Source organism: Fulvimarina fulva (genome assembly GCF_039652615.1).
Classification (GTDB): domain Bacteria; phylum Pseudomonadota; class Alphaproteobacteria; order Rhizobiales; family Rhizobiaceae; genus Fulvimarina.
In genome coordinates this window covers 28745-54172 of the sequence record NZ_JBDJAC010000013.1, presented here as the reverse complement: position 1 = coordinate 54172, position 25428 = coordinate 28745, and the positions used below count along the sequence as shown (strand labels likewise).

Below are 25428 nucleotides of genomic sequence, written 5' to 3'. Positions count from 1 at the left end.
ATGGCACGACTGGAACTCAAAGCGGTCGATCTCGACTTTCCGATCGCCCATACGTCACCGAAATCCCTGCGCGCGGCGCTGGTGGGTAAGGCTTTGCGGTTCGGCGAGGTTGGCGGCGAAACCAATGGCCATGCTCATATCTCTGCGCTGCGGGAGGTATCCCTGTCGCTCGCCAATGGCGACCGGCTCGCCGTACTCGGGGCAAACGGGGCGGGCAAGACGACGCTTCTGCGCCTGATGGCCGGCATCTATCCACCGACGAAGGGGCATGTGACGATCGACGGGCGCGTGGGCACCGTCTTCGACATCATGCTCGGCATGCAGGCGGACCTGACCGGCATCGAGAACCTACTGGTGCGCGGCATGCATCTCGGCCTCAAGCCCGCCGAGGTTCACGAGGCCATGGAGGATATCGCCGAGTTCACCGAACTCGGCCCCTATCTCCATCTTCCCTTGCGCACCTATTCGAGCGGCATGGCACTGCGTCTCGCATTCGCGATCGCAACCGCCCGGGCACCCGATATTCTCATCCTGGACGAATGGGTTCTGGCAGGGGACAAGCGCTTTGCGGAACGCGCGCTTGCACGCCTCGACGCGGTCATCAAGCAGGCGGGCATCCTGGTCCTTGCATCGAGCGTCGACTGGATCGTTGAGCACTGGTGCCGTTCGGCCATTCTCCTTGATCGGGGCTCAATCGCCATGACCGGCGAGGTCGATAGGGTCCTCGCCGAGCGTGATCGCAGAGCCGCAGGTTGAAGGCCAACGAACAGAGACGATCGATGCCGGGCGAGAGAACCCTCGATCAAGCAGCGAGGGCTACAGCTTGCCGCGTCGAAATAGCGACAAGATTGGAATATAATGGAGAACCTTCCTTATATGGTGTAATGGCGGAAGCCTGAGGGACAGAAAAGCGAATTGCGATCGATGTCTTCCGTTTTGAAGGTCGTGGACCAAACCGAACCCGCCGAGGTCGAAGAGACCTCAAACGAGGGGACCGGTAGCTCCGGTCGTTTCGACGGCAGCTCGGGCCGTCATACCGCCCTCCACGCCCTGGTGCTGGCGGCGCGCCAGCGTGGGGTTCACCTGTCTTGCGAACAGCTCGTCCGCGATTACCGGGTCGGCGAAACGGAGGCTCCGAACGATCTCCTTCTGACCATTGCGAAGGATCATGGTCTGGAGGCTCGTGAGGTTCATCTGAAATGGAAGCAGCTGGGCCGTTTGAAGGAGGCCCTACCGGCTCTCCTGCGGCTCGAGAACGGGACGGCCCTCGTCGTCATCGGCTTCGAGACACGCGGCGGACAGGACGTTGCAATCGTCAAGGATCCGACCGCGCCTTCGTCCCAGCCTCTGGCGATCGACGAAATCCGCTTGGCGGCAGTCTGGTCCGGTTCGGCAATCCTTTTGAAGCGGCAGCAGGCCGGGGCGATGGAGACCCAGACCTTCGGCTGGGGAATGCTCATCCGGGAATTCATTCTGGAGCGGAAGATCTTCGGCAGCGTCGCCTTGTCGGCGTTGGTTCTGGCGCTTTTCGCACTCGTGCCGCCGCTTTTGTTCATGGTGATCCTCAACAACGTGCTGCTCTATCAGCGCATGTCGACGCTTATCGTGCTCGCGACTTTAGTCGTTTTCTATCTCTTCTTCGATACTGCATTCGGTTATCTGAGGCGCTATCTGATCGCACGGGGAACGGCCAAGATCGACGCCCGCCTCAACGTCTTTATCATGAACAAAGTTTTGCGGCTGCCGATCGATCTCTTCGAGCGTATGTCCGTTGGTGAGCTTTCTTATCGGGTCACACAGGTTTTTCGAATCCGTAATTTCATTACGGGTAGCCTGTTCAACACGCTCCTCGATGGCTTCGTCCTGATCTTTCTTCTTCCAGCGCTGTTCTTGATCAGTGCCCGGATGGCTTTCGCGGTCGTCGGCGTCGCAATTATTATGTGCCTGATCGTAGCGGCCTACATTCCAGCGATGTCCAAGGCTTATGGCCGGGTCATTCGTGCCGAGACCCGCAAGAACACGACCCTGATCGAGTCCATTCATGGCATGCGCACGATTAAGTCGCTCGCTCTGGAAGGACGCAAACGGCAGGAGTGGGACGAGCATGTCGCGGAAGCGGTGAAGGCCAATACCGACTTTCAGCTTCTGAACAACCAGCCACAGACCCTGCTCAATCCGCTCGAGAAGCTTGTCTATGCCGGATCGCTGCTTCTTGGCGCGGTTCTCGTCCTAACGGGAACCGAGCCTTTTCTGTCGGGAACTTTGATCTTCTTCGTCATGGTGGTCGGCCGGGCCGTCGCGCCTTTCGTTCAGATTGCCAATCTCCTGCAGGAATATCAGGAGGTCAAAGGTGCAGTGAGCATGGTCGGGTCTGTCGTCAACGAGGCGCCCGAGCGGCCCGAGGGGATGGTTGGGTCCCGGCCGTTGATCAAGGGCAAGGTAACGTTTTCGGACGTGCGTTTCCGGTATCCGGGGGCAACCAGCTTTGCCCTCAATGGCGTCGACTTCGAAGCCAAGCAAGGCTCTGTCGTCGGCATCATGGGTAGGTCCGGTTCGGGCAAGACGACCGTGACGCGCCTGCTTCAGGGCCTGAACATGACTTATGATGGGCTCATCAAGATCGACGGGGTCGATCTCAAGGAGATTGATCTCTACCACCTGCGGTCCAATCTCGGCGTGGTGCTCCAGGACAACTTCCTGTTCCAGGGTACGATCCGCGACAACATCATGGCCGCCAAGCCGGACGCGACCCTTGAAGAAGTCACGGAAGCCGCGCGTATGGCTGGCGCCGAGGAGTTCATCGAGCGCTTGTCGCGTGGCTACGACACCCTGATTGCGGAAGGCTCGGCCAATCTCTCCGGCGGCCAGAAGCAGCGCATCGCCATCGCACGCGCGCTGATCCTCAACCCGGCCGTCCTTATCCTCGACGAGGCGACAAGCGCGCTTGACCCGGACAGTGAAGCGATCGTCAATTCGAATCTTCGCAAGATCGCGAAGGGTCGTACCGTCATCGTCATTTCGCATCGCCTCAGCTCTTTGACAGACTGCGACCAGATTCTCGTGATGGAACGGGGCCGCGTGGTCGACACGGGTCGTCATGGCGAACTCCTGACGAACTCCGAAATCTATCGCCAGCTCTGGTTCCAGCAGAACCGACATCTCGGCGGGACAGAACAGAATGAAATTGATCAATCGCAAGACGCCTAAGAACGACGACGGCGAGTCCGATAAGGCGATCGGCTATTTCCAATCCCAGACCGCGGCCATCACCGAGGCACCGGATCCCGGATTTGCGCGCGGCGCCGTTATTCTCTTCGCGGTCATGGTCGTGGCGATGATCGCCCTTGCCGCGATCCTGCGCCTCGAACGCGTGGTCGTGGCGCGGGGCACAGTCATGTCGGAAACGCCGACGATCGTCGTCCAGCCGCTGGAGACCTCGGTGGTCAGCAGTATCGAGGTCAGCCCGGGAGACGTCGTCTCGAAGGGCGACGTTTTGGCGCGCCTTGATCCGACCATCACGGACGCCGACATTGCCTCCCTGGAGCGGCGCGAACAGAGCCTCGACGCCGAGATCGAGCGGCTCAATGCCGAGATCGCGGGAAGCCTCTACGAACCGGACGATGCGAACGAATACGCCCAGCTCCAGACGGCGATCTTTCGCCATCGGGCGGCCGAGTTCAAGGCCTCGATGGCCAATTACGAGCAGAAGATCGCGGCAACCAACAGTGATCTCCAGCGCAGCCGCAACGAGAGCAATCTCCTGTCCGAACGTCACGATCTGCTCGGAGAGGTCGTCACGATGCGGGCCAAGCTTGAAAAGTCTGCGGCCGGGAGCCGGTTGAACTCTATCCAGGCGCTTGACGACCGGCTGTCCGTGGAGCGTTCGCTCGCCGAGAGCGAGGGCATCGCGACGACCGCCAGCCATCAACTCGAAGCCCTGAAGGCCGAGCGTGAGACATTCGAGGAAAAGTGGCGGGCGGCGACGGTCGATCAGCTTCTCCAGGCACGTCAGACGAAGAACGAGGTTTCGGAGCAGCTCGCCAAGGCGACCTATCGGCGCAGCCTCGTCGCTCTGAAGGCCGTCAGCGACGCAGTCGTACTCGAAGTCGCGCCGGTTTCGGTGGGATCGGTCATTCAGAGCGCCCGGGAAATGTTCCGTCTCGTTCCGGTCGATGCCAAACTGGAACTGGAGGTCGATATCAACGGTGCCGACCAGGGGTTCATCGCGGTGGGCGACAAAGTGGAGATCAAGTTCGACGCCTATCCATTCAACGAACACGGTACGGCCCAGGGCGTGGTTCGAAACATCAGTCAGGACTCCTTCACCCGAACAGAAGGTCCGCGCACCGGCGAGGTCTATTATCGGGCGCGTATTTCGATCGAGAAGACCGATCTGCGCGATGTTCCGGCCGATTTCAGGCTCATTCCGGGCATGCCTGTGACGGCCGATATCGTCGTCGGTGACCACAGCATCCTGGCCTCTTTGACCGGTGGATTGGCCGATGCCTTCTCGTCCGCTCTGAGGGAGCCATGAGCGGCGTGTTCAGCAGGCTGACCCAGGCCGTTGGTCTTGGGGGCAGCCATGCCGTCCGTTTGGAGAAAGGGCGGCGCGCGCTGGAACGCGGGAATTACGGCCAGGCGTCCAAACTGTTCGTCGAGCTTGCCCGCGAAGGGGAAGCGGAAGCCCAGTACGAACTTGCCCGTCTCTACCAGACGGGGCGGGGCGTCGTGGGCAGCGCGGGCGATGCGGTGCACTGGCTGCGCAAGGCGGCCGAGCAGAATCATCTGGAGTCCCAATATCTGCTTGCGCTCGTCCTGACCTATGGTGCTCGCCCGCCCGCCGACGTCGCCGATCACACGCAGTCCATGTCGATGTTGTTTCCCCATGGGATTGGCGTCGAGCCGGATCATGCCGAGGCCCGCCGATGGGCCCTTGTCGCCGCAGAGGCCGGTCACACGGAATCCATGGCGCTTCTCGGCTATCTTCTGGCGGCTGGCTGGGGCGGCGATATCGATGCGGCCCAGGCGTCGAAATGGTATGAGCGTGCCGCCGCCGAGGACAGCGCGCAGGCTCTTTTGGGTCTCGGCACATTGCTCGCCGGAGGATGGCTCGGGGAACCCGATCATGCAAGGGCCGCGGAGCTCTATCGCCGCGCCGCCGAACTCGGAACCGCGACGGCGGCCTATTATCTTGGCCTCGAATATCTCTACGGCTTCGCCTCGAAGCGCGATGAGAAGGAGGCTGCCCGCTGGCTCGGAAAAGCGGCGGAACTCGGCAACAGCAACGCCCAGCGAGCTCTTGGCCAGCTTTATATTCACGGCATGGGCCTGGAAAAGGATGCGGTGCGGGGGGAGACGCTTCTTAGGCGGGCGGCCCTTGTGGGTGATACGGAAGCGATGGCGCTCCTCGGCGACCTTCATCGCACCGGAGGTGGGCTGATGGAGCCCAATCCGACCGAGGCGGCAAGCTGGTACAGAATGGCCGCCGAACTCGGCCACAAGCCATCCCAGCGCATCTACGGCCTTCTCTATATCGGAGGGGTCGGTGTGCCGAAGGACCCGGTTCAGGCGAGGATCTGGCTCGGCCGTGCCGCGGAGCAGGGGGATGGCGAAGCCCAGTTCCGGCTCGGCACGCTTCTGGCGGAAGGCATTGGCGGCCCGAAGGATATCGAGGCCGCCGCATCCCACTTCCAAAAGGCCGCTGATCAAGGCGTTGCCGATGCCGTCTATAGTCTCGGCCTGATGGCGCAGACCGGGATGGGAGCCGAACGCAATTCCAAGCTTGCCATGGAATGGTATCGCAAGGCCGCCGAACAGGGCAGCGCCATGGCGCGCTTTCGCCTTGGCGCTGGCTATGCTGCCGGCGACGGCGTATCGCAGGACTACGGGCAGGCCCTTGCCTGGACGCGACCGGCGGCGGAAGCCGGCATCGCGCTCGCCCAGGTCAATCTCGGCCGCTTCCTGATGCAGGGCCTTGGCTGCAAGCCCGATTTCGTCGAGGCCGAACGCTGGCTGCGCAGGGCCGTCGATTCCGGCGAGGCTGTGGCGATGACTGCCCTCGGCGAACTCTATGCCCATTGGCGACCGGATCGTGACATGTCGGAAGGAAAGCACTGGTTGACGCGCGGCGCATCCGCCGGCGACCGGCGGGCAGCCGACCTTCTCTCCGCGATCACCCACGATCCGCAGGCCTCCCAGGCCTCCCAGGCCAACGAAGGGCCCAAGGAAGAGGCGCAGGGCAATGAGCCGAGCAGCGCCTGATCTTTTTCCCGTCCCTCGAAGGCCCGCATAGCCCTTCGAGGGAGGCGCCGTTGCTTGTGCCCGATCGATAATCCGGCTACCGGCGCCCTGTTGAAGCTTTTTGGTGGCTTCCCTTCCATCAGGAGATTTCGAAGACATGTGGCCTTTTTCGACAAAAAAGACCCCGTCGCCGAAGATCGGATCGTTCAGGCCAGCCCCCAAGGGGCCGCCCCTCAGCGACGACGAGCAAAAGATCGTCGAGCGGTTCCACGAACTCTATTACCGGCGCTGGAGCCAGGGCGGCCAGACCATCTCTATAGGCTGGCTCGGCTACGAGACCCTGAAGTGCCCGATGGATCTCTGGCTTTATCAGGAGCTGATCGTCTCGCGTCGCCCTGATGTCATCGTCGAGACCGGCACCCGCTTCGGCGGCAGCGCCCTCTTCATGGCCAGCGTCTGCGCCCAGCTCGGCCACGGCCGCGTGGTCAGCATCGACATCGACGAAAGCCTCGCCTCGATCCGTCCGAGCCATGAGCGCATCACCTATCTCAGCGGCTCGAGCGTGGATGAGACACTGCTCGCGCGTGTTTCGGAGATCGTCGATGGCGGGCGGTGTATGGTCATTCTCGACAGCGACCATCGCTGCGACCATGTGCTCGCCGAACTGCGCGCCTATGCGCCAATGGTAAAATCCGGCGACTACCTCGTGGTCGAGGATACCAATGTGAACGGCCATCCGGCCCTTCCCGATTTCGGACCGGGTCCGATGGAGGCGCTGGACCTGTTCCTGGCCGAGACGGATGATTTCGCTTCTGATCCTGCCTGTGAGCGGTTCCTGATGACCCTCAATCCGAAAGGCTATCTCAAGCGGCGGAGCTGAGCCTTCAGCTTAAGCGTCTGCGATCGGGCCAGTGTCGTCCGACGGCGGGCTTTGACAAGCAGCCAGATGACGTATCAGGCCCGCCAGGGGTCGATGATATTGACCTTCAGGGCATCTAGGGGCTGGCGGTCCCGCGAGGGATGGCTGTACCTCTCTGTTCGGCGGGAAAGCAGTCACGGGCCTGCTTTCGTTCACCACCACGCTCATCGATCTGTTCGCCCGACGCGTCGTCGGTTGAGCGACGAGCGACCAGCTGAAGAAGGGGCTGGCTCTTTCGGCGCTTCGTCGAGCCATCGCCGTTCGACGTCCACCTGCCGGGATGATCCACCACGCCGATCGCGGCTCGCAATCCTGTTCTCTTGAGTATCAGGCCGAACTGCGTCGGCACTGCATCCTGATCTCGATGTGGGGAAAGAGAAATTGTTTTGACAACGCCATGGTCGAAAGCGTCTTCAAAACTCTGAAGACAGAACTCGTCTGGCGCAATGTCTTCCAAACCCGAACCGAGGCGACCGCCGCGATCGGTCGGTACAGAGACGGCTTCTGTAATCCAGTCCGGCCCCATTGAGCGCTCGACTTGGTCAGCCCGCTTCAGTTCGAAAGGCTGGCAGCGTGAAAATCGAAAACGCTCTCCACTTTCCCCACGTTCTTCCAGGATCTGGCTCGGGATCCGTGACTTACAAGCGAATGGCTTAGGCGTTAGTCTTTCGGCGATTGTTCATATGCCGTCTGGTCGCGGATCGGACTTTCCAGCGATCGCCGAGAGCGACCCCGCCGGTTCTCCAGGCACGCCGGACCCGGTATCCAATCCGTGTATCACTGTCGTCCGGTTGATCGGTCCGCAAAGACGGCGCCTGGACCTGTCTTTCCGGTTCGGCTGTGCGCTGCCTGCTCACCATTGCATCCGGAACAGCTGCCTTTGACTGTATCCTGTTTTCATATTCGCTCGGATCGATGGAGCGAACCGGTTGCTTTTTTCGATATCGCCGTTGGGGCTGCCAAGTATCCTCGTCACCTTGCTGGGGGGAATCCGGCAGGGTTTGGTCCTCGATTTCAGCCTTTTTAAGAGGCGAATATTCGGTGAGGATGCGTCCCGATCGAGCCGCCGCCTCGACCTTCTCCTTCAGGCCTCGCTGCTCGTCCGTCTCGTCGATCCGTTCGACCGGTTGATGATGTGTCGCCGCTCCCTGCCGCTTCGGTGTCTCGTCCGGTTTCCGCTCATCGATCGATCGTTTTTTGGAAATCCGGCCTGGTCGCCGGCTTTTTCTGGTTTCGACTGTGAAGGGTTTGCGAACGCGAGGCATGAAGGGTCCGTCGGATCGGAGGGTAGGTTTAAGGATTGGCTCGTTTGCCTGCCGGAATATCCAGAGAGGCTGCCGAGATGTTCGAGGACGACATGGTCGAACCTGGCGCGTGAGCGCAGGCCATGGAATGGCATGGACGATGATTTTCGGCAAGCGCTGTGCGCGGCGTGCATTTGGCGCCCGACGTCATCGGCCCGCTTCAATTCGCGACCCTGGCCGTCTAGAACGAAATCCGCACTTTACCGTCGCGAAGCAAATTCAGGTCGGCCGCGAGCACTTTCCCTGTTCCGGCTTGCCGCCGGAACCCGGCAGACGATTCACCGATCGCTCCGACGGACGAACCAGGAATCCGCCGTCATGAAGATGTCCGTCGCCATGGCTTTTTACGAAGGAGGCGCCTATGTGGAGAGTCAACTTCGCAGCATCCTCGATCAGACCCTCCTCCCGGACGAAATCGTCATCTGCGACGACGGCTCGCGAGAGGATATGGGCCCACGCCTCAAGGCGATCGCTGCTGATTGCCCTGTTCCCATTCGCCTTTATCGCAATCCAGGCAATCTCGGCGTCATCTCGAATTTCGAGAAGGCGATCGGTCTTTGTCGGGGCGATTACGTGGCCCTTTGCGACCAGGACGATGTCTGGAATCGCGACAAGCTGGAGCTTTCCCTCGCTGCCATGGAAGCCGAGGAGGCGGCCTATCCGGACAGGCCTGTTCTCGTTCACACAGACCTGACCGTCGTGGACACGGATCTGAAGCCGCTCGAGGCTTCTTTCCTGTCATCCTTCTCCCTCCATAAGAGCAGTCATGGCGCCGGCGCGCGGGCTTCGCGCCTGTTCGCCCTGAGGCTCGCCCTCCAGAACAATGTGAATGGCTGCACCTGCCTGATGAACCGCCGTCTTCTTCAGCTGGCGCTTCCCTTTCCCTCGAGCGTTCTCATGCATGACCATTGGCTGGCTCTTCTCGCCGCGCTCCATGGTCGTCTGCTGACGCTGCCTCAAGCGACGGTTCTCTATCGCCAGCATGGCGGAAACCAGATCGGCGCCCGTCGTCATTTCGATATCGCAAGACTTGCCGGGCATGTCGAAACGTTACGTTTGAAACTCAGGCAGTTGGGAGATGCGCGTCGCCGCGCCTGAATGGACCCTCCCGGCAATCATACCGGATGGCTCGAAGGCTTCACAGCCTGTCGTCACAAGCAACGGATGCTGCGTCATGATCAACACCGGACCGCCCGGCCGGATCAGGCGGCGCGAACCACACGTCGGCAAGGAGAACGACGATCCCATGGCGATCGCCAGAGGTCTTTGCGAACAGCAAGCATTGCCCATCCCGAAAGACCGCATTATGCGGAACGAAGAGCGCTGGCGGTTCCTTGAACAGCATCGATCGGGTCTGCTTCATGCCGTCAGCTCATGACAATCTGTCCCGTTCCATGAAATCCAGATCGATCAAGACCATGCCAGCCAGCAAGACCCCCCGACAGGAAACACGGCGCTTTCTCGTGACCGGCGGAGCTGGTTTTATTGGTTCGGCCGTCGTGCGGCACCTAATCGAGCGCACCGGTCATGAGGTTCTCGTCGTCGACGCCCTGACCTATGCGGGCAATCCGGACAGTTTGAAGCCGGTCGCGGATAATCCGCGCTACCGGTTCCTGAAGGCGGATATCCGCGACGGCGAGGCGATGGCCCGGGCCATGGCCGATTTCGATCCCGATATCGTCATGCATCTGGCCGCTGAAAGCCATGTGGACCGCTCGATCGACGGCCCGATGATGTTCGTCGACACCAATGTGGTCGGAACGGCGGTACTACTTCAGGCTGCGCTGCGCCACTTCCAGAGTCTCGACGACGACCGCAAGGCCCGCTTCCGGTTCCATCACATCTCGACCGACGAGGTCTTCGGCTCCCTCGGTGCGATCGGCCATTTCTCCGAGACGACCCCTTACGACCCGCGTTCGCCCTATTCGGCCTCGAAGGCGGCGTCCGATCATCTGGTTCGCGCCTGGCATCACACCTACGGGCTGCCGATCGTCCTGACCAACTGCTCGAACAATTACGGCCCGTACCATTTCCCCGAAAAGCTGATCCCGCTCGTCATCCTCAACGCGCTGGAGAAAAAGCCGCTTCCCGTCTACGGCAAGGGCGAGAACGTGCGCGACTGGCTCTATGTGGACGACCATGCCCGCGCGCTCGTCCTCGTCGCCGAACGCGGCGAGACCGGCGAGACATACGCGATCGGCGGCCACAACGAACGCTCGAATATCGACGTCGTGAAGACGATCTGTGGCCTTCTCGACACGATCCGTCCCGACAGGGACGGACCGCATGAGCGTCTCATAACCTTCGTGACCGATCGTCCGGGCCATGATGCGCGCTATGCGATCGACGCCACCAAGATCGAGGCCGAGCTCGGCTGGCGGCCGGAGGAGAGTTTCGAGAGCGGGCTCGAAAAGACGGTTCGCTGGTATCTCGAGAACGAAGCCTGGTGGAGCGCCATCCGGTCGGGGCGCTATCAGGGCGAACGGCTTGGCCTCAGTGCGAAGGAGAAAATCGGATCATGAGCTCAAGGCCGCTTCTTGAGGTGACGCCGACCGATTTGGACGGCGTCGTCATCCTGAAACCACGACGGTTCGGAGATTCACGCGGCTGGTTCACCGAGAGCTGGAACGAGGCGCGCATGCGTGAGGCGGGTCTCGACCTTCGCTTCGTCCAGGACAATCAGTCCTTCTCGGCCGATATCGGGACGGTGCGCGGGCTGCATTTCCAGACGCCGCCCGCCGCCCAGGACAAGCTGGTGCGTGTTCTGTCCGGCGCCATTCTCGACGTCGCCGTCGACCTGCGTGGCGGCTCGCCGACCTATGGCCGCCATGTCGCCGTCGAGCTGACCGCAGAGAACGGCCTGCAGCTTCTGGTGCCGAAGGGATTTGCCCACGGGTTCGTGACGAGGGCGGCGAATACGATGGTGTTCTACAAGGTCACCGATGTCTACGCGCCCGATTGCGATGCAGGTCTCGCCTTCGACGACCCGGATCTCGGCATCGACTGGGGCGTCGACCGCGAGAGCGCAATCCTTTCGGACAAGGATCGCGTCCTGCCGCGTTTTTCCGCTTTGGAGACGCCCTTCTGATGAACCTTCTCGTTACCGGACAGGAAGGTCAGGTCGTGACCGCGCTCAAAGAGAAGGGCGCTGCCCGGGACATTCCGGTCAGGACGCTGGGTCGCCCTGATCTCGACCTCGCGGCAGATCCTCGATCAATCCTCGAGGCCGTCCTGAACGCCGCTGAAGGGGCGGACGCGATCGTCAGTGCGGCGGCCTATACGGCGGTCGACCGGGCCGAGAGCGAACCGGATCTCGCAATGGCCATCAACGGACGCGGGGCAGGGGCGTTGGCCGAGGCCGCAAAGCAGCTCGATATCCCGCTCATCCATCTTTCGACCGATTACGTCTATGACGGCGCGAAGGCCGGTCCCTGGGTGGAAAGCGACCAAACGGGGCCGCTCGGCGTCTATGGCAGGTCCAAGCTCGAAGGCGAGAACGCCATCCGTACAACATGGTCACGCCATGTGATCCTGCGCACGGCCTGGGTCTATTCGCCTTTCGGCCAGAACTTCGTGAAGACCATGCTGCGCCTTTCCGGCGAGCGCGACCGGCTGACCGTCGTTGCCGACCAGCGCGGCTCGCCGACCTCGGCGCTCGACATTGCCGAGGCTGTGCTCGCCATCGCGGATCGGCTCAAGCAAGACCGCGACGACACCGATCTTCTCGGCACTTTTCATCTGGCGGGCAGCGGCGAGACAAGCTGGGCCGGCTTTGCCGGGGCGATCTTCGAGGGTGCGGCCAAGCGGGGGCAGAAGGCGCCGGAAGTGGCGCCGATCCCGACCAGCGCCTATCCGACGCCGGCGAAGCGCCCGGCAAACTCCGTCCTGTCCACCGAACGTCTTTTTACGACATACGGCCTTCGGCTGCCGGCATGGCAGGTCTCGCTTGACGAGGTCCTTGATCGTCTGATCGGGCAGAAAGCGGGAGAAAACCATTGAACAGAGGCAAGGTAGGCGAGAGCGCATGAAAGGCATTATCCTCGCGGGCGGCAGCGGCACGCGTCTGCATCCCATGACGCTGACCGCGTCGAAGCAGCTTCTACCCGTCTACGACAAGCCGATGATCTACTACCCGCTGTCGACGCTGATGCTGGCGGGTATCACCGACATCCTGATCATCTCGACGCCGCACGATCTTCCGCGCTTTCGTGCCCTTCTGGGCGACGGTTCGGCCTGGGGGCTCACGCTCAGCTATGCCGAACAGCCCCGCCCGGATGGCCTTGCCCAGGCCTTCATCATCGGTGAGGACTTCGTCGCCGGGGAGCCCTCGGCCCTGGTTCTCGGCGACAACCTTTTCTACGGCCACGGCCTTCCCGAGCTCATGAAGCAGGCCCGCGATCAGGCTCTCGCCCGCAACGGCGCAAGCGTCTTTGCCTATCACGTTGCCGATCCCGAGCGTTACGGTGTCGTCGATTTCGACGATGACCGGCGGGCGGTCAGCATCGAGGAAAAGCCTGAGAAGCCGAAGTCCAACTGGGCGGTGACCGGGCTTTATTTCTACGATGGTCGCGCCTCGCAATTCGCCCGGTCGCTGAAGCCGTCGGACCGGGGCGAGCTGGAGATCACCGATCTCAACCGGATCTATCTGGAGGAGGGCACGCTGAACGTTGCCCTGATGGGCCGCGGCTATGCCTGGCTCGATACGGGAACGCCCGACGCGCTTCTGCAGGCGGCCGAATTCGTGCGCACGCTCGAACATCGCCAGGGCTTCAAGATCGCCTGCCCCGAGGAGATCGCCTATTCGCTCGGCCATATCGACGCCGATCAGCTGCAGGCGCTTGGCCAAAAGCTCGGCAAGAGCCGCTACGGCCAGTATCTCCTTGCGCTCGCAAAGGACCAGATCGGTTAGTCGGGCGCGCGCCCGGCCGCGTCTCGATCACCAGGACCTTTGAAAGCTCCAACCGGGATGCCAGGATTGGTCGCGGCCGATTCGTTGCGTCACGGTCACGCCCACGGTGGCCATGCAAAAGCGCACCGTCATGGCGAGACCGCAACGACGAGAACGCCGTAGATCGCCCCCAAGAGAACGCTGTCACGCCGGTCGTAGAAATAGCACGCCCCGTCGAGGGCGGAGGAAAATCCATCGGCAACATGCGCCATTGGCAACCGCTCGATACGATGGAGAGGGTCGCGTTCATCGCCTCGTGAACTCAGGGGCAGGTATCAGCCCGATTTCGGACGGCTCTCGATAAAGTCTGCGATGGCTGCGACGTCGTTCAGATCGAAGACCGGGCGGGTTTCGCCATCCACGGCCTTGTCGGAGGCGATGGCGACGATGCAGGGAAGGCGATCGGTGAGGGGTGTGTGGTCGAGGGATGCTTCGCGGCGGCACTCGATCTTCTCGTGACCGCTCTTCTTGAACCCTTCAACGATGACGAAGTCGGAGGGGGACAGCCGGGCGAGCATCTCCTCAAGCGTCGGTTCGTCCTGGCCTTTCAGCTCGTGCATCACCGCCCAGCGGACCGAGGAGACGATGGCGACTTCCGCAGCCCCGGCGGCACGGTGGCGATAGGAATCGGTGCCTTTCTGGTCGAGGTCGAAGGCATGATGGGCGTGTTTGATACTGGCGACCCTGTGGCCGCGCCGGGTCAGCTCGGCGATCACGCGCTCGCTCAGCGTGGTCTTGCCGGAATTCTTCCAGCCTGTGATGCCGAAGACGATGGGAGCCATGGTGTCATCCTGTTTGGTTCGTCGCCGAGGTGAGTGGTAATCCTGCCCTCATCTGCTCGCCAGGATTGCCCTTGTGACCCATGCCCGTCTAGATGCCCCTCATGGAAACCTCCCGTCCCGATTATCTCACGACGAAGGAACTTGCCGAGCTTCTGCGGATCAAGGAGCGCAAGGTCTACGATCTTGCATCCAACGGCGAGATCCCTTGCGTGCGCGCGGTCGGCAAGCTGCTCTTTCCGGCGGACGAAATCGCGGCGTGGATGGGCGCCGCGCGATCCGGGCCGCTGGTTGAAAGCGAGAAGAGGCCGCTGGTTCTGGCGGGCAGTCACGATCCGCTGCTCGACTGGGCGCTGAGGCAATCGGGCAGCGGCCTTGCCGCCTTCTTCGACGGCAGTGGCGACGGGCTTGAGCGATTTGCGTGCCGCGAGGCGCTGGCCTGCGGGCTGCACCTGCGTGGGAAGCGTGGCGACTGGAACATCGAGGCCGTGGCGCAGCGATTTTCGGGTGACCCCATCGTTCTCATCGAATGGGCCCGGCGCGATTGCGGCCTGATCGTTGCTGCGGGCAATCCGAAGGCGATCGAAGGCCTGGCCGACCTTGCAACGCTGAACGTTGCGCGCCGCCAGGCGGGGGCGGGCGGTTCGGTTCATTTCGAGGCGCTTCTCAGGGAGGCGGGACTGGACCCGCAAGCCCTTCGCAGTCCCGATGGCCCGGCGCGGACGGAAGACGATCTCGCCCGTCTCGTGATCGAGGAGCGAGCCGATGCAGCCTTCGGTCTTCGCGCGGTCGCGGCGCAGTTCCGACTGGGTTTCGTGCCGCAGTCGAGCGATCGCTTCGATCTGCTGGTCAGCCGAAAAGCCTATTTCGAGCCGCCCTTCCAGCGGCTCGTCGCGTTCATCCGAACGCCGGATTTTACCGAGCGCGCCCGCGCCATGACGGGCTACGACATATCGCGGATCGGCCAGGTCCATTTCAACGGTGGCGGAAGATGAATGCCCCGCTGCCGATGTCATCTGGAAGAGATCAGGCGTCGTCACCGGCTTTTGCATTGGGGAAGAACAGCTGCTGGCCCTCCACCTTATAGGCGGCGATGGCATTTTGCCCTTCGTCTGAAAGAACCCAGTCGATGAAGGCTTGCCCGGCCTCGGCCTTGACGTTCGGATGCTTCTCCGGGTTCACCAGAATGACGCCATACTGGTTGAAGAGCTTCGGATCGCCCTCGACCGCAACCTCGTAATCGCCCTTGTTTCCGAAGGAGATCCAGGTCGCGCGGTCCGTGAGGATGTAGGCCCCCATGGCGACGCCCGTGTTGAGCGTCGCGCCCATGCCCGAGCCGGTCTCGCGATACCAGCCGCCCGATTGGCTCGCGACATCCTCGCCGGCTTCCTTCCAAAGGCGCATTTCGGCCTTGTGGGTGCCGGAATCGTCCCCGCGCGAGGCGAACGGGCTCTGTGTCTCGGCGATCTTGTCGAGAGCCGCGACCACGTCGGTGCTGTCCGCGATGCCGGCCGGGTCCGACGGCGGGCCGACGATGACGAAGTCGTTGTACATGACATCGAAACGCTCGACGCCCTGGCCGGCTTCGACAAAGGCTTCCTCCGCTGGCTTCGCGTGTACGAAGAGAACGTCTCCGTCGCCGTTTTCGGCATTCTTGATGGCCTGTCCCGTACCAACCGCGACGACACGCACCTCGATGCCTGTCTTATCCGTGAATTTCGGGAGAATCTCTTCAAAGAGCCCGGAATTCTGCGTGGAGGTCGTCGACTGGACGACGATGAACGTGTCGCTCTGAGCCTGTGCGCCGCTTGCGAGAAGAAGCCCGGCAAGGCCTGCTGCGGCGGAAAGAAATGTGCGTCTCAACATGAGCGTTGGGTCTCCCTGGGGTTTCAAGTCGAAGATTCGGATCGGCTCAGATGAGCAGCTGGCCGGCGAGAAATGCGCGCGCTGGTGCGCTGTTCGGGCGCTCGAAAAAGCTTGTGGCCGGCGTCTGTTCGGTGAGGCGGCCGTCATGCATGAAGATGAGTTCGTGGCCGATGCGTCTTGCCTGACCAAGGTCGTGGGTCACCATCACCACCTTCACGCCACGCTCGACGGCCCTGGACACCATCTCCTCGATCGCACGGGTGGAATGCGGATCGAGGCTCGATGTCGGCTCGTCGAGGAAGATGAGGTCCGGCTCGGTGGAGAGGGCGCGCAGCATCGCGAGCCTTTGCTGTTCACCGCCCGACAGCGTGCGTGCGGGTTGATCGGCCATCGCCGCGAAGCCGCCTTCAGCGAGAAGCTGCTGTGTCCGCCGAGCCCGATCAGTGCGGCCGACACCGTGCGCCATCATGGCAAATCCGAGATTGGCAGCAACGGACCGGCGCAGCATGACGGGGCGCTGGAAGACCATGGCCTGACGCTTGCGGGCCTGCCCATCGATCGGCTTTCCGCCAAAGCTGATCGTACCGGATGTCGGGGTGATCAGGCCGTGGAGCAACTGGATCAGGAGGCTTTTGCCAGCGCCGTTGGGGCCGAGGATAATCGTTGCACCCTTGGGGCCGATGGTGAGGTCCGGCACATCGACGAGCGCGCGGCTTTTCGGTTGGAAGGTCAGCCCTTCGGCCTTGAGTGGAAACAGCGAATGGCGCGCGGTTCGATCGTCGGTACGCGACAGCGGTGCAGGTCCCAAAGCGGGGAGGAAGGCGAGACTAGGCATGGGCGAGCCCCGTCGTCGAGCCGCGTGTCGAGGCGCTGCCGAGCGCGGAAACCACCGCATTCACAGTGATGGCGATCGCGATGAGGACGACCCCGAGGGCAAGGGCGAGGGCGAGATTGCCCTTCGAGGTCTCGAGCGCGATCGTCGTCGTCATGACGCGGGTCACATGGTTGATGTTGCCGCCGACGATGATCACCGCGCCGACTTCGGCGATTGCGCGGCCGAAGCCGGCGAGCAGCGCCGTCATCAGGCTGATTCGCGCATCCCACAGAAGCGTCGGCAGGGAGGCCGCTCGGGAGAGGCCGAAGGAGCGCAGCTGGAGACGATATTCCGCATCGAGGTCCTCGACCGTCTGGCGCGTCAGGGTCGCGATGATCGGGAGGACCAGAATGAACTGGGCGATGATCATCGCCGTCGGCGTGTAGAGGAGCTGCAGGACGCCGAGGGGACCGGAGGCTGAAAGCGCAAGATAGACGAACAGGCCGACGACGACCGGCGGCAGGCCCATCAGGGCGTTGAGAATCACGATGATGACGCGGCGGCCCGGAAATCGTGCGACCGCGAGACCCGCCCCGAGGGGCATTCCGACGCAGGCCGCCAGAGCGACGGCCGCCAGAGACACTTCCAGCGAGAGAATGACGATCGCCCACAGCTCGGGCTCGCCCGTCACGAGAAGGGAGAAGGCGTGGAGAAGCGATTGTGCAAAATCCTGCATTTTTCTGCTGATTACGCCGTCTTGCGGAAATTATGCGCAATGGATGCACTTTGATCCGACCTCTGTCCAGAGAAAATCTGGTCGATGACCCATGGTCAACGAAAGCGCCGGGCGGATTTATCGCTGTCAGATGAAGGGCTTCGCCAGACTGGAATCGTTCGAAAGAGATTGCCGGGCGAGACGATAACTGTTCTAATATGGCAGGGAGAGACTTCACGTGCGCACACAGAACGCCGCCTTTTCATCATCTCTGGACGAAGCCGAGCATCTGAGGGTGAACCTCTATCGGATGCTTGCGGGCCTTCTTGCGCGCTCGCCTGACCGCGAGTTGCTGGCTTCGCTTGCGGGGCTCACCGGCGACGAGACCGAACTCGGTCGCGCGATCGGGGAGTTGTCGGCCCGTGCCGCCGAGATGAGTGCGGAGGATGTCTCCGACGAATATATCAGGCTCTTCATCGGGGTCGGGCGCGGTGAACTCGTGCCGTTCGGGTCCTACTACCTCACCGGTTTTCTTCATGAGAAGCCGTTGGCGCGCCTTCGCGCCGACATGGTTCCGCTCGCCATCGAGCGAGCGCCGGAGGTCAGGGAGCCCGAGGATCACGCGGCCGCGCTGATGGACATGATGGCCGGGCTGATCGACGGCTCCTTCGGCAAACGCCAGCCGCTTGCCGTGCAGCGTGACTTCTTTCGCAAGCATGTCGGCTCCTGGACCGGGCACTTCTTCGCCGATCTCGCAAAGGCCAAGGGCGCACGGTTCTACGCGCCGGTCGGGCGGATCGGCGTGCTCTTCACCGAGATCGAGGACGCGGGCTTCGAGATGTAGATGCGACGTGCGCGGCTGTCGCGTGCGGCAAGGAAATGGCGAGGAAGCGTCTTTAAGAGCGCGGCCAGATCGCAACGAATGTGGAAGGAAAAGATCGATGAGCGGATCAAAGGATAACCGGAAGACGGACCGTCGTTCGTTTCTGAAGTTCGCCGGCGTCGGCGGCGTGGCTACGGGGGCGGCGGCTCTGGCCTCTTCGCTCGGCTCGGCCGAGGCCGCCGGCCTCGACGAGGAACAGCGCGGCGATGCCGGTTACAAGGAAACCGCGCACGTCAAGACCTTCTACGACACCGCGCGCTTCTGATCGCGCTGCGGACCAATGAACCTTTCGCAGGCGACTGCAGGACTTATTAAGCGGAGGCGAGAATGCTGAAAAAGAAAGCCGCGACGTCGGCGCGCTCTGCGCGACTGGCTTCGACGCTGTCGGAATTTACACAAGGCGCGGTCGATCGGCGAACCTTCCTGAAACGGTCCGGTCTGACGATCGGCGGGGTTGCCGCTGTCTCCTCGCTTTCGGGCGGCATGGTGCGTCAGGCCAAGGCGGCCGGCGAGAACACCGGCACAGGGGAGATGTCGGTCAAGAAGTCCGTCTGCACCCACTGTTCGGTCGGCTGTACGGTCATCGCTGAAGTGCAGAATGGCGTCTGGGTCGGTCAGGAGCCGGGCTTCGAGTCGCCCTTCAACCTCGGTGCCCACTGTGCCAAGGGCGCTTCGGTTCGCGAGCACGCCCATGGCGAGCGCCGCCTGAAATATCCGATGAAGCTCGTCGGCGGCAAATGGCAGCGCCTTAGCTGGGACGAGGCCATCAACGAAGTCGGCGATAAGATGCTGGCCGTTCGCGAGGCGGCCGGACCGGATTCGGTCTACTGGCTCGGCTCGGCCAAGCACTCCAACGAGCAGGCCTACCTGTTGCGCAAGTTCGCGGCCTATTGGGGCACGAACAATGTCGACCATCAGGCGCGCATTTGTCACTCCACCACTGTCGCAGGTGTCGCGAACACCTGGGGCTACGGCGCGATGACGAATTCCTACAACGACATCCACAACTCCAAGGCGATCTTCCTGATCGGTGGCAACCCGGCCGAAGCCCATCCGGTCTCGCTGCTGCACCTTCTGAAGGCCAAGGAAGAGAACAATGCGCCGCTGATCGTGTGCGATCCGCGCTTCACACGCACCGCCGCCCATGCGGACGAATTTGTCCGCTTCCGTCCGGGCACGGACGTCGCGCTCGTCTGGGGTCTCCTCTACCATATCTTCGAGAACGGCTGGGAGGACAAGCAGTTCATCGAAAGCCGGGTCTGGGGCATGGATCAGATCCGCGCCGAGGTGGCCAACTGGACGCCGGAAAAGGTCGAGAACGTCACCGGCGTACCGGGCTCCCAGCTTCAGCGCGTCGCGCGGACCCTTGCGCAAAACCGTCCCGGCACGCTGATCTGGTGCATGGGCGGGACCCAGCACACCAACGGCAACAACAATACGCGCGCCTACTGCATCCTGCAGCTTGCGCTCGGGAACATGGGCAAGGCAGGCGGCGGAACGAACATCTTCCGCGGCCATGACAATGTGCAGGGCGCGACCGATCTCGGCGTTCTCGCCGATACGCTGCCGGGCTATTACGGCCTCAACGACGGGGCCTGGGCTCACTGGGCACGCATCTGGCAGGAAGACCTCGACTGGCTGAAGGCGCGCTTCCCCGTGATGGTCGGGAAGGGCGAGGACGGCGGCGACCGGCCGATGATGAACGAGACCGGCATTCCGGTCTCGCGCTGGATCGACGGTGTTCTTGAGGACAAGGAAAACCTCACCCAGCCGGAAAACACTAAGGTCATGGTCTTCTGGGGCCATGCGCCGAACTCCCAGACCCGTCTGCCGGAAATGCAGAAGGCCATGGGCCAGCTCGAAATGCTGGTGGTGATCGACCCCTATCCGACCATGACGGCGGTGCTGCAGGATCGCACGGATGGCGTCTATCTGCTCCCGGCCTCGACCCAGTTCGAGACCTACGGCTCGGTGACCGCATCGAACCGGTCCCTGCAGTGGCGCGAAAAGGTGGTGGAGCCGCTCTTCGAGTCGCTGCCGGACCATGTGATCATGCACAAGTTCGCGGAAAAGTTCGGCTTCGCCGATCGCATGTTCCGCAACATCGCCGTCGAAAACGGCGAACCGGTCATCGAGGACGTGACGCGCGAGTTCAATCGCGGCATGTGGACCATCGGCTATACCGGCCAGTCGCCGGAGCGCATGAAGTCGCATATGGCCCACCAGAGCACGTTCGACCGGACAACCCTCAGGGCGAAGGGTGGCCCGAACGACGGCGACTATTACGGCCTGCCATGGCCGGCATGGGGAACGCCGGAAATGAAGCATCCGGGTTCGGCCAATCTCTACGATGTGTCGATCCCTGTCGCCGAAGGCGGCATGGGCTTCCGCGCCCGCTTCGGCGTGGAGCGCGACGGCGACAACCTCCTTGCCGAGGGCGTCTATCCGGTCGGCTCGGAGATCGAGGACGGATATCCCGAATTCACCTATGCCATGCTCAAGGAGCTCGGCTGGGACAAGGATCTGACGGATTACGAGCGTTCGGTCATCGCCTATGTGGCGAGCGTCCATGCCCAGCGACCGGACATGGAAATCGAGGGCTCGTGGTTCTCCGGCGAGGAGAACAATCCCGAGCAACAGGAAAAGCTCGGCACCGTGAACTGGAAGACGGATTATTCCGGCGGTATCCAGCGCGTTGCGATCAAGCATGGCTGCGCCCCCTACGGCAACGCCAAGGCCCGCGCCGTCGTGTGGACCTTCCCCGATCCGGTGCCGATCCATCGCGAGCCGCTCTATACGCCGCGCCGCGATCTGGTGGCCGACTATCCGACCTATGAGGACAAGACCTTCTGGCGTGTGCCGACGGCCTATGCCTCGATCCAGAAGAATGACTATTCCAAGGACTTCCCGATGATCATGACATCGGGGCGTTTGGTGGAATACGAGGGCGGCGGCGACGAGACCCGCTCCAATCCGTGGCTCGCCGAGCTGCAGCAGCAGATGTTCGTGGAGATGAATCCGGTCGACGCGAACAATCTCGGCGTGCGCGACAATGATAATGTGTGGCTGCACAGCCCCGAGGGCGGCAAGATCCTCGTGGCGGCGATGGTGACGGAGCGCGTCGGTAAGGGCGTCGTCTTCACGCCGTTCCACTTCGGCGGCTACTTCCAGGGCAACGATCTCAGGTCGAAATATCCTGACGGTGCGGACCCGTACGTTCTCGGCGAGGCCTGCAACACGGCGCAGACCTATGGCTACGACTCGGTCACGCAGATGCAGGAAACAAAGACGACGCTCTGCCGGATCGAGCGGGCAGCGTAAGGGGGAAAGACAACAATGGCACGAATGAAATTCCTCTGCGACGCCGAGCGCTGCATCGAGTGCAATGCCTGCGTCACGGCCTGCAAGAACGAGAACGAAGTGCCATGGGGCGTCAATCGGCGCCGCGTGGTCACCATCAATGACGGCAAGCCGGGCGAGCGTTCGATCTCGGTCGCCTGCATGCACTGTTCGGATGCGCCGTGCATGGCGGTTTGCCCGGTGGATTGCTTCTACCAGACCAGCGATGGCGTGGTTCTGCATTCCAAGGATCTGTGCATCGGCTGCGGCTATTGCTTCTACGCCTGCCCGTTCGGCGCGCCGCAATATCCCGAGGCCTCCAATTTCGGCACGCGCGGCAAGATGGACAAATGCACCTTCTGCGCCGGTGGCCCGGAAGAGGACATGTCGAACATCGAGTTCCAGAAATACGGCCGGAACCGCCTCGCGGAAGGCAAGTTGCCGCTCTGCGCCGAGATGTGCTCGACCAAGGCGCTTCTGGCCGGCGATGGCGACACGGTTTCGCAGATCTACCGCGAGCGTGTCGTCGCCCGTGGCTTTGGCGCCGGCGCTTGGGGCTGGGGTACGGCTTACGACCAGAAGGTCGGCGGCTGATCCAGCCCTTGAGACTTGAACATCGGGCGGCGTCCCGTGCGCCGCCCATGACTGTTACCGAGGCCGATCCTCAAGGGTTCGCGTCGAGGAGCGACTGGCTGAAAGTCGCAGACCGGAATGATGCGCAGGGGTGAGGGAGTGACGCGAATGACGATTATGGGGTCGACGGGCATCCATCCGTTCGCTGCGAAACTGACGACGATCCTGCGTCAGGTCTCGATGCTGGTGGCGCTGGCCGTGCTGACCCTGTTCGCCGCGACACAGCTCTCATCTGCCCAAAGCTCCGTTCGCCCGCCGGACAGCGGCATCGCTGCGCCGTCCAATCCAACGGGCGGGGAAGTGCCGGGCAATTCCCTGGGCAATACATCCGATGCCGAGATGTGGCGTCAGGTGAAGGGCGGAATTCAGGGAACCGTCTCCCAGCCCAATGAGCAGCTGGGCTATATGGTGCAGCCGGGCGGTGAAAGCTGGCGGCTCATCCGCAACGGGCCGCTGTTCGACTATCTTGGCCTCCTGATGATCGGGACCCTTGTGCTTCTCGCCGTGTTCTTCGCGCTTCGCGGCCGGGTGCGCATCGAGAGCGGAAAGTCCAACCGAACAATCGAGCGATTCTCGCTGATCGAGCGGACGGCGCACTGGCTGATGGCGCTCTCCTTCATCGTGCTGGCGATCAGCGGCCTCAACATCTCCTATGGCCGCGATCTCATCATGCCGATCATCGGCAAGGAGGCGTTCGGCCCCTTCGCGTCCTTCCTCAAGTTCTCCCACAATTACGTCGCTTTCGCTTTCATGCTGGGCCTGGCGACCGCCTTCGTCATGTGGGTTGCTCACAACATTCCCGGCCCCCGCGACCTGGTCTGGCTCGCCAAGGGCGGCGGCCTGTTTTCCAAGGGCACGCATATACCGGCCAAGAAATTCAACGCGGGCCAGAAGATCATTTTCTGGTCGGTCATGCTGGGGGGCTTGTCGCTTTGTCTTTCGGGATGGGCGCTGCTCTTTCCCTTCCAGCACAGCTTCTTCACCGATACGGTGACGATGCTAAGCTCCGTCGGGCTCGATATCCCGGCATGGCTCGGCCTGCCGGAGCCGCCCTACACGATGATGCAGGAGCAGCAGGCCAACTCCCTCTGGCACGCCATCATGGCGGTGCTCCTGACCTGTCTCGTCTTCGCGCACATCTATATCGGCTCCATCGGTATGGAGGGCGCTTACGACGCCATGGGCAGCGGCGATGTGGATCTCAACTGGGCCCGTGAGCACCATTCGATCTGGGTGGACGAGGTTCTCGCCAAGAAGGGTGAGAGCGGTGAGCACTCCGGCTCGCACGCAGCGCAGCCTGCCGAATAACGACCTGACGGGCGGACCGCCATGTTTCGCCGGATCATCACTTGCGCCACGCTGGCGGTCTGCCTTGGTTTCGGGCCGGGACAGGCGATCGCGCAGGACGGTGGGCAGTCCTCCGACCGGAGCAGCGATGGGCATCACCCGTGGCCGGATCGACTTGTCGGCCATGGCGGGCCGGTGAAATCGGTCGTCCTCTCCGATGACGGCAGCCGGGCGCTGACCGCATCCTTCGATTACACCGTGATCCTCTGGGCGCTCGAAGGCGAGGACGGCCGCATCATCCACCGGCTCAACGGACACCAGGCGGCGGCCAATGACGTGGCCTTCGTGCCTGGAACTGCGACAGCCGTTTCCGTCGGGGACGATGGCGCGCTCGCGATTTGGGATCTGGAAAGGGGCTCGCTGGTCGATCTCATCGAGGATACCGGCGAAAAGGCGCTCGACGTTGCCGTCAGCCCAGACGGCAAGCTTGCCGCCGTCGCCCGCTGGGATGGGACCGCGCGACTGTTTGATCTTGCGGACAAACGCGAGGTCGACCGGCTGAGCGGCCATTCCGGCAATGTCAACGCCGTCGCCTTTTCCGAGGATGGGCGCGACCTTTTCACCGGCGGCTATGACGGGCGCATTCTCGTCTGGCCGCTCGCCGAAGGGCGTGTGTCCGGGCCTTCGCGGCTTCTTCATGAAGCCGGGTGGGGCGTCAACGTTCTCGCCGCCCTGCCGGGGGCATCGCTTCTTGCCTTCGGCACGATCGACGGCAAGGCCGGGGTCGTCGATATCGCGGCAGGCGACACGGCCATTCTGAAGGATGGGGAGCATCCGGTGCTTGCCCTTGCGACCTCGCCGCGAGCCGGGACCTTCGCGGTGGGAACGGCCGATGGAGACATCGAGGTCTTCGATATCGAGACCGGGACATCGGTTGCAGACTATGGCGATCTCTTCGGCCCGGTTTGGGGCCTCTCCTTCACGCCGCAAGGAGATCAGCTCTATCGGGCAGGGCTCGACGACCACGCCATTCGCTGGCAGGTCTCGCCGATGGAACCGATGAAGCGCACGCAATCCGTCTATCCGCGCCGCTTTCAGGCCTTTGACGTGGAGGACCCGGGCGAACGCGAATTCCTGCGCAAATGCTCGGTCTGCCACACCCTGGCGCCGGATGGTGCGAACAGGGCCGGGCCGACGCTCTACGGCCTCTTCGGGCGTGCGGCCGGGTCCGTCGCGGGCTATGACTATTCCGATGCGCTGAAACGGTCCGATATCGTCTGGACTGCCGAAACGGTCGGACGCCTCTTTGATGACGGGCCAGACGTGGTGACGCCCGGCACGAAGATGCCGATCCAGCGCTTGAAAAGTGTCGAGCGGCGCGATGCGCTCATCGACTATCTCGCCCGGGCGACGGCCCCTGTCGGTGACACAAACATAACAAGCGACCGGCGCGACGGTGCCGGCGGGGAGACGAAATAGCCATGTATGCGTTCTTGCTCAGCGTCGCGATCATGCTGGGAGTGGCCCTTGGTGCCGGCTTCCTCCTGAAAGGCGAACTCCAGACCTCCGCCCAACAGGCCTATTCGACGGAGAATGTGCGCCTGCAATGAGGTGTCTCGCGGTGGCTTCCTGCGCGGTTGCCACCTTAACCCTTTGCACGCCTTCAGCGACGGTGGCGGACGAGACCTGGCGGCGTGGGCT

The 25428-nt window shown here is 62.6% G+C and carries 23 protein-coding genes and 1 pseudogene; 19 read left to right on the top strand and 5 right to left on the bottom strand.

Annotation, left to right across the window (positions count from 1 at the left end; all coding sequences use genetic code 11):
* From ABDX79_RS16235 to rfbA, 11 genes and pseudogenes are all read left to right on the top strand, one after another.
* Positions 1–756: an ABC transporter ATP-binding protein gene (locus tag ABDX79_RS16235; protein WP_346221356.1), complete on the top strand. Its 756-nt coding sequence runs from the start codon at positions 1–3 to the stop codon at positions 754–756.
* Between the two features lie 189 nt (positions 757–945).
* On the top strand, positions 946–3207 hold the full coding sequence (locus ABDX79_RS16230; RefSeq protein WP_346221355.1) for a peptidase domain-containing ABC transporter: 2262 nt from the start codon (positions 946–948) through the stop codon (positions 3205–3207).
* Positions 3179–4534: an HlyD family type I secretion periplasmic adaptor subunit gene (locus tag ABDX79_RS16225; RefSeq protein ID WP_346221354.1), complete on the top strand. Its 1356-nt coding sequence runs from the start codon at positions 3179–3181 to the stop codon at positions 4532–4534. Before ABDX79_RS16230 ends, ABDX79_RS16225 begins: the two co-directional genes overlap by 29 nt.
* Positions 4531–6261, top strand: coding sequence for an SEL1-like repeat protein (locus ABDX79_RS16220; RefSeq protein ID WP_346221353.1), 1731 nt, complete (start codon positions 4531–4533; stop codon positions 6259–6261). Before ABDX79_RS16225 ends, ABDX79_RS16220 begins: the two co-directional genes overlap by 4 nt.
* Before the next feature lie 136 nt (positions 6262–6397).
* Entirely contained in the window at positions 6398–7120 is a 723-nt protein-coding gene (locus ABDX79_RS16215) for a CmcI family methyltransferase (protein WP_346221352.1), read from the top strand.
* Between the two features lie 208 nt (positions 7121–7328).
* A pseudogene (locus ABDX79_RS16210) lies at positions 7329–7688 on the top strand (DDE-type integrase/transposase/recombinase); the annotation flags it as partial.
* A 1093-nt stretch (positions 7689–8781) separates the two neighbouring features.
* Positions 8782–9561: a glycosyltransferase family 2 protein gene (locus ABDX79_RS16205; RefSeq protein WP_346221351.1), complete on the top strand. Its 780-nt coding sequence runs from the start codon at positions 8782–8784 to the stop codon at positions 9559–9561.
* Between the two features lie 320 nt (positions 9562–9881).
* On the top strand, positions 9882–10985 hold the full coding sequence (rfbB, locus tag ABDX79_RS16200; protein ID WP_346221399.1) for a dTDP-glucose 4,6-dehydratase: 1104 nt from the start codon (positions 9882–9884) through the stop codon (positions 10983–10985).
* A complete protein-coding gene (gene rfbC, locus ABDX79_RS16195) occupies positions 10982–11551 on the top strand; it encodes a dTDP-4-dehydrorhamnose 3,5-epimerase (protein ID WP_346221350.1) in 570 nt (189 codons plus the stop codon). Before rfbB ends, rfbC begins: the two co-directional genes overlap by 4 nt.
* A complete protein-coding gene (gene rfbD, locus ABDX79_RS16190) occupies positions 11551–12462 on the top strand; it encodes a dTDP-4-dehydrorhamnose reductase (RefSeq protein ID WP_346221349.1) in 912 nt (303 codons plus the stop codon). Before rfbC ends, rfbD begins: the two co-directional genes overlap by 1 nt.
* Before the next feature lie 25 nt (positions 12463–12487).
* A complete protein-coding gene (gene rfbA / locus ABDX79_RS16185) occupies positions 12488–13372 on the top strand; it encodes a glucose-1-phosphate thymidylyltransferase RfbA (protein ID WP_346221348.1) in 885 nt (294 codons plus the stop codon).
* 128 nt (positions 13373–13500) lie between these two features.
* Here the strand turns inward: rfbA and ABDX79_RS16180 are convergent, their stop codons facing one another.
* Positions 13501–13623, bottom strand: a complete 123-nt coding sequence (locus tag ABDX79_RS16180; protein ID WP_346221347.1) for a hypothetical protein — start codon at positions 13621–13623, stop codon at positions 13501–13503.
* A 63-nt stretch (positions 13624–13686) separates the two neighbouring features.
* The gene (mobB, locus tag ABDX79_RS16170) at positions 13687–14193 is read right to left on the bottom strand and encodes a molybdopterin-guanine dinucleotide biosynthesis protein B (RefSeq protein ID WP_346221346.1); all 507 of its coding nucleotides are present in this window, start codon (positions 14191–14193) and stop codon (positions 13687–13689) included.
* Positions 14194–14294: 101 nt separating this feature from the next.
* Here mobB and ABDX79_RS16165 point away from each other — a divergent pair, with 101 nt between their 5' ends.
* On the top strand, positions 14295–15185 hold the full coding sequence (locus ABDX79_RS16165) for a helix-turn-helix transcriptional regulator (protein WP_346221345.1): 891 nt from the start codon (positions 14295–14297) through the stop codon (positions 15183–15185).
* A gap of 31 nt (positions 15186–15216) precedes the next feature.
* On the opposite strand, the gene ABDX79_RS16160 is transcribed toward ABDX79_RS16165, so the two are convergent.
* Genes ABDX79_RS16160 through ABDX79_RS16150 form a run of 3 tightly spaced genes read right to left on the bottom strand, consistent with a single transcriptional unit; the run spans position 15217 to position 17606 of the window.
* Positions 15217–16056, bottom strand: a complete 840-nt coding sequence (locus tag ABDX79_RS16160; RefSeq protein ID WP_346221344.1) for an ABC transporter substrate-binding protein — start codon at positions 16054–16056, stop codon at positions 15217–15219.
* A 46-nt stretch (positions 16057–16102) separates the two neighbouring features.
* Positions 16103–16891 carry an ATP-binding cassette domain-containing protein gene (locus ABDX79_RS16155; protein WP_346221343.1) on the bottom strand — a complete coding sequence of 263 codons (789 nt, stop codon included), beginning with the start codon at positions 16889–16891 and terminating at the stop codon, positions 16103–16105.
* Positions 16884–17606: an ABC transporter permease gene (locus ABDX79_RS16150; protein WP_346221342.1), complete on the bottom strand. Its 723-nt coding sequence runs from the start codon at positions 17604–17606 to the stop codon at positions 16884–16886. Before ABDX79_RS16150 ends, ABDX79_RS16155 begins: the two co-directional genes overlap by 8 nt.
* 217 nt (positions 17607–17823) lie before the next feature.
* On the opposite strand from ABDX79_RS16150, the gene ABDX79_RS16145 reads away from it, so the two are divergent.
* From ABDX79_RS16145 to ABDX79_RS16115, 7 genes are all read left to right on the top strand, one after another.
* Complete coding sequence (locus ABDX79_RS16145; protein ID WP_346221341.1) at positions 17824–18429, top strand: TorD/DmsD family molecular chaperone; 606 nt, start codon at positions 17824–17826, stop codon at positions 18427–18429.
* A 97-nt stretch (positions 18430–18526) separates the two neighbouring features.
* Complete coding sequence (locus tag ABDX79_RS16140) at positions 18527–18733, top strand: twin-arginine translocation signal domain-containing protein (RefSeq protein ID WP_346221340.1); 207 nt, start codon at positions 18527–18529, stop codon at positions 18731–18733.
* A gap of 62 nt (positions 18734–18795) precedes the next feature.
* Positions 18796–21789 (top strand): formate dehydrogenase subunit alpha, encoded by a 2994-nt coding sequence (locus ABDX79_RS16135; RefSeq protein WP_346221339.1) that lies wholly within the window; start codon positions 18796–18798, stop codon positions 21787–21789.
* Positions 21790–21804: 15 nt separating this feature from the next.
* On the top strand, positions 21805–22401 hold the full coding sequence (fdh3B, locus tag ABDX79_RS16130) for a formate dehydrogenase FDH3 subunit beta (RefSeq protein WP_346221338.1): 597 nt from the start codon (positions 21805–21807) through the stop codon (positions 22399–22401).
* A 147-nt stretch (positions 22402–22548) separates the two neighbouring features.
* Complete coding sequence (locus tag ABDX79_RS16125) at positions 22549–23748, top strand: formate dehydrogenase subunit gamma (RefSeq protein ID WP_346221337.1); 1200 nt, start codon at positions 22549–22551, stop codon at positions 23746–23748.
* Between the two features lie 21 nt (positions 23749–23769).
* The gene (locus tag ABDX79_RS16120) at positions 23770–25206 is read left to right on the top strand and encodes a c-type cytochrome (protein WP_346221336.1); all 1437 of its coding nucleotides are present in this window, start codon (positions 23770–23772) and stop codon (positions 25204–25206) included.
* 2 nt (positions 25207–25208) lie between these two features.
* Positions 25209–25337 carry a hypothetical protein gene (locus tag ABDX79_RS16115; RefSeq protein ID WP_346221335.1) on the top strand — a complete coding sequence of 43 codons (129 nt, stop codon included), beginning with the start codon at positions 25209–25211 and terminating at the stop codon, positions 25335–25337.
* Positions 25338–25428: the final 91 nt, after the last annotated feature.